This is a genomic window from Binatus sp. (SeqCode) (genome assembly GCF_036522015.1).
Taxonomy (GTDB): Bacteria; Desulfobacterota; Binatia; order Binatales; family Binataceae; genus Binatus.
The window spans coordinates 1-5,279 of the sequence record NZ_DATDGQ010000308.1; the positions used below are offsets into that span (position 1 = coordinate 1).

Consider the following 5,279-nt stretch of genomic DNA (forward strand, 5'->3'; position numbering starts at 1 on the left):
ACTCCAGATTGTGATTGCGCCGAGACAAATCTGTGCGACCAGCAGAATGAACAGCCCCAGCGCAGGACGCCGAAGCGCGACGACCTCGCGATGCGTCCGCAGCACGCGCGCGACAGTCCACAAGACCATCGCCGTGACGACGACGGCGCCGCATCGATGCGCAAAGTTAATCGCGATGAACTCGTTCCAGTACGGCGGAATTAGGTAGCCGAACGAAAGCGGAAAATCGGGGATCACCAGCCCCGCGCTCATGTGACGCATCAGCGCGCCGATGAGGATTTGCATATAGATGATAGCAGTGGTCGCGACGGCGAGCGTCGCCAACGGGATTCGCGACGGCGGCTCATCGATGTGCGGCGTCGAATCCCAGTGTTGATTCGTGAAGATGGCGATCGAGACCATCAGGCAGAACAACGCCTGCGCGGTGGCGGCGTGCGTGACCGCGATCGCGAGCGGCAATTCGAACAACACGGTGATTCCGCCGAGGACGGCCTGCACGATAATCAATCCGAACGCGAGGATGACCAGTCGGCGAACCCATTTGCGAGGCTCGGCGCGCCATGCCCACGCCATCAGCACGAGCGTGAGGACGACGACGGTGCCGGCGGCGAGGCGATGGCCAAATTCGAAACGGATGCCGCCCTGCCACGCCGGGATCAGTTTGCCGAACGCGAGCGGCCAGTCCGGAACGGCGAGCGCGGAACCGGTCGAGGTGACGAGTCCGCCGACAAAGATGAGGCAAAAGGTGGCGCCGGCAGTCAGCATCGCAAAGCGATGCAGTCCGCGCGTCTTCTCGACCTCAGTTGGCGACTGATTCATCACTGGCTATTCGACTGACTAATCCGCCGCGGCCGTCGTGTGTTCGATCAGCTGCGATTGCGGCAGGAAGTCCTCCGCGACCTCGGGCGAGCTGTACTCGTACGGTCCGCGGTAAACGATCGGCACCGACCCGGGCCAGTTGCCGTGCGGTGGCGGCGACGGCGTCGTCCACTCCAGGGTGTTCGCGTGCCACGGATTCTCGGTGGCCTTCTCGCCCTTGTAATAGCTGTAGATCATGTTCGCGAGGAACAGGAACTGCGCAGCGCCGAGCACGAACGCGCTGATCGAGATGAATTCGTTGATCGGAATCATCGGTTTCAGAAAATCGTACTGCTGCGGATTGTAGATTCGGCGCATATGCCCGGCCATCCCGAGGATGTGCATCGGGAAGAACGTGCAGTTGAACGCTACGAACGTGATCCAGAAGTGAACCTTGCCCAGCTTCTCGCTCATCATGTGGCCGAACATCTTGGGATACCAATAGGTAACTCCCGCGAAGATGCCGAACAGGCTACCGCCGAATAGTACGTAGTGAATATGCGCGACGATGAAGTAAGTATCGTGGATGTACATGTCGACCGGCGTCGAGGCCATCCAGATCCCCGACAGCCCGCCGATGACGAACATCGCGACGAACGCCAGCGCATTCATCATCGCCACCGTATAATGGATGTTGCCCTTGTAGAGCGTGCCGAGCCAGTTGAAGGTTTTAATCGCCGACGGCACTCCGATGATCATCGTCGTGATCATGAAGCTGCTGCCGAGCGCCGGGTCCATCCCCGACTGGAACATGTGATGGCCCCAGACGACCCACGACAGGAACGCGATCGCGATCATCGCGTACGCCATCGCGCGGTAGCCGAAGATCGGTTTGCGCGAAAACACCGAGATGACTTCGGACGAGATCCCCATCGCGGGCAGGATCATGATGTAGACCTCGGGATGGCCGAAAAACCAAAACAGGTGCTGCCATAGCAGCGGCTCGCCGCCGCCCGCAGGCAGGAAGAAATGCGTGCCGCCCATCCGATCGAACAGCAGCAGCGCGAGTGCCGTCGTCAGCACCGGCAGCGCGAGCAGCAGCAGGATCGCCGTGATGAACAGCGACCAGACCACCAGTGGCATGCGGAAGAAGTACATGCCCTTGGTGCGCATGTTGATGATCGTCGTGATGTAGTTGATCGAGCCCATCAGCGACGACGCGCCGAGCACGATGATGCTGATGCACCATAAGTCCTGGCCCCAATCGACGCCGGTATAAATCGGCACCGCGCTCAGTGGGGCGTACGACGTCCAGCCCGCGGCGGCGGGACCGCCAGTCACGAAGAACGAGGACAGCATGATCACGCCCGCGACCGCGCCGACCCAGAACGACAGCATATTCAGCTTGGGAAATGCCATGTCGCGCGCGCCGATCATCAGCGGGATGAGAAAATTGCCGAAGCATCCGACGAGGATCGGCATCACCACGAAGAAAATCATGATGGTGGCGTGCATCGTGAACATCGCGTTGTAGGTATTAGGCGGAATCGCGCCGTCGTACATGAACGGCTCGGGCACCCAATGAAATCCGGGGACCGCGGTTTCAGGAAATGCGAGTTCCCACCGCATCAGCATCGCCATCAGGCCGCCGATCGACATCATGAACAGCGCCATGAACAGGAACTGGCGCCCGATCATTTTGTGATCTTCGGAGAAAATGTAGGTGCGCATGAAGCTGAGCTGATGATGCTCAGCGTGAGCGCCGTGTGCCGCAACCGCTGCCGTACTACTCATTTTTCGACTAGCTCCTCCGTCCGACGTTGCCGGCGAGTGCGGGTTCTACTTGTTCTGCGAATATTGGTCTTTGACCCACTTGTCGTAATCCTCTTGCGACTGAACCGTCAGATTGCCCTTCATCCCCGAATGCCCGAAGCCGCAAAGCTCCGCGCACGGAATTTCGTATTGCCCGGTTTCGGTCGCCTCGAACCAGACGTGAATGATTCGGCCCGGCACCGCGTCTTGCTTCAGGCGCAGGTTCGGGACGAAAAAACTGTGGATGACGTCCTTCGAGGTCAGATCGATTCGCACGACCTTGTTCACCGGCACGTGCAACTCGTTCTCGATCAGCAGATCGTCCTTGGTGCCGAATTTGCCGTCCGGTCCCGGGTACGTGATTTCCCAGTTGAACTGTTTTGCGTTCACCTGGTAGAACACGTCGCCCGGCGGCCCATGCTCCTTGATGTCGGCCCACGTCGAGCGGCTCATAATCGCCAGGGTGATCAGGATGACGGTGGTCGCGGTGGTCCAGATGATCTCGAGCCGCGAATTGCCTTCGATATACTCCGCCTTGCGGCCGGGCCGGGTGCGGTAGCGGATCATGAAGTACACCATCGCGATCATCACCGCGATCCAGACGACCATCACGATCCAGAAGATCAGCTCGAAGAGCCAGTCGATCTGCGGACCGAAGGTCGAAATGTCGTGCGGAAAATACAGATGCTCGAGCATCGAAGCGTCACCTCTGCGCTATCAACGTGCAGATGCCGGACCGGCGTTCGCCGCGCCCAACAAGGCGGCTGATGCAACCTGCCAACACCTTTCGATTCATGAATTGGGTGCGATTATGCCTGTCCGCGCCACTATTAGTGAAATGAAAAATCCTGCTCCACCGCCGCAACCAGTGCTAAATCACCGCCGTCATGACGCTCATATTTCGCCAGCAAATTCAAGCGCTTCGCGGTCGCCGGATCGCGGCTCCGGTAATCAGACATTCGCTCGCGATTGGCGGCAACAATGCTTTGGGCTACAACCAGTCGAGGAAGAGGAGGTCTTGGTTTCTTATGCCTGATCGCGTGGCGACCCTTTCCCAAAACTTCGAGGCGCAAGCCCAGAAGTACGGTGCGCGCGCGTTCCTGAAGGACAAACGTGACAAAGTCTGGACCGACCGTTCGTGGACCGAAGTTTCCGCGGCTGCCGGCAAGTTGCGCGCAGGCCTGCTCGGCCTCGGCGTCCGCCCCGGCGACCGCGTCGCGATCCTGTCCGAAAATTGCCCCGAGTGGATCATCGTCGATCAGGCCATTCTTGGACTCGGCGCGATTGTCGTGCCGCTCTACACGACCAGCGGACTCGAAGAAACCGCACACGTCATCAGCGACTCGGGCGCGAAAGTCATTGCGGCGAACGGTCCCGAGATGGTCAGGAAAATTCTCGGCCTCAGTTCCTCGATTCCCGACGTCACCGCAATTGTCGCGATGCATAGCGGCGCGGAGTCCACGCCCGCCGCCAACGGAACCCCGGCAGTCATGAGTGCCGCATCGCTGAGCGGCGCGGCGCCCGCCGCGATTGTCGAGGGCAGCAGCGATGACCTCGCGACACTCATCTACACGTCGGGTACGACGGGCACGTCGAAAGGCGTGATGCTCTCGCACGGCAATCTACTCGCCAATGCCGAAGATTCGCTCGCCGCACTCGGGCTCAATAACACCGACATGACGCTGTCGCATCTGCCGATCGCGCACTCGTTCGAGCGCACGGCGGGCTACTACACCGTAGCGATGGCGGGAGGGACGATCGCATTTGCCGAGAGCCTCGGGCAGATCGCGGCGAACCTCATCGAGGTTGAGCCGACCGTTGTGCTGACGGTGCCGCGCCTGCTCGAAGTTATACACAGCCGCGTGATGCGCACGGTCGAGACCTCGCCGCCGATGCGCCAGCGACTGTTCAAAATGGCGCTCAATGCGGGCGAGCAGGCAGCCGAATATCGCAATCGCGGGAAGCCGCTGCCGCCGATGCTCGCACTCTCGATGGCCGTGTTCAGACGCTTGGTCTTCGCGCGAGTGCGAGGAATTTTCGGCGGTCGAATCCGCTACCTGATTTCCGGCGGCGCGCCGCTGCCCATCGAAATCAATCGGTTCCTGTCAGCCGCCGAGGTCCCAATCGTCGAAGGATACGGCCTGACCGAAGCTGCACCGGTTGTCGCGGTTAATCTGCACAACGGCAAAACCCGAATCGGCACCGTCGGATTGCCTTTGAAGCGCATCCAGGTACAGACCGCTCCAGACGGCGAGCTGCTCCTGCGCGGTCCGAATATAATGAAGGGTTACTACAAGCTCGACACCGAAACTAAAGAAGCTATCGACGAAAACGGATGGCTCCATACCGGCGACATCGCGAAGATCGACGTCGAGGGCTACATCTCGATCACCGACCGCAAGAAGGAAATCATCGTGCTGTCGGGGGGCAAGAACGTCTCGCCTGCGTACGTCGAGGGCAAGCTCACCGGCGACAAGTTCATCAGCCAGGCCTGCGTGATCGGCGACCGCCGCAAACATCTGGCGGCGCTGCTGGTTCCTGACTACGAAAATCTCGTCGACTTTCTGAAGGAGAACAACCTCGATCCGAAAAACGTGGACGCACTCACGAAATCAAAAGAGTTGAAGACGTTCATCCACGGGCGGATCCGCGAAATCAACAAGCAGCTC

At 59.9% G+C, this 5,279-nt stretch carries 4 protein-coding genes; 1 reads left to right on the forward strand and 3 read right to left on the reverse strand.

What is annotated here, in order from left to right; all coding sequences use genetic code 11:
• From VIW95_RS13150 to coxB, 3 genes are all read right to left on the reverse strand, one after another.
• The coding region (locus VIW95_RS13150) for a COX15/CtaA family protein (protein WP_331587220.1) at positions 1-819 on the reverse strand (819 nt) is incomplete at its 3' end.
• An 18-nt stretch (positions 820-837) separates the two neighbouring features.
• Positions 838-2,592, reverse strand: coding sequence for a cytochrome c oxidase subunit I (locus VIW95_RS13155; protein WP_331587222.1), 1,755 nt, complete (start codon positions 2,590-2,592; stop codon positions 838-840).
• 45 nt (positions 2,593-2,637) lie between these two features.
• On the reverse strand, positions 2,638-3,306 hold the full coding sequence (coxB, locus tag VIW95_RS13160) for a cytochrome c oxidase subunit II (RefSeq protein ID WP_331587224.1): 669 nt from the start codon (positions 3,304-3,306) through the stop codon (positions 2,638-2,640).
• A 332-nt stretch (positions 3,307-3,638) separates the two neighbouring features.
• Between coxB and VIW95_RS13165 the strand changes: the two genes are divergently transcribed.
• On the forward strand, positions 3,639-5,279 hold a 1,641-nt coding region (locus tag VIW95_RS13165; protein ID WP_331587226.1), incomplete at its 3' end, for a long-chain fatty acid--CoA ligase.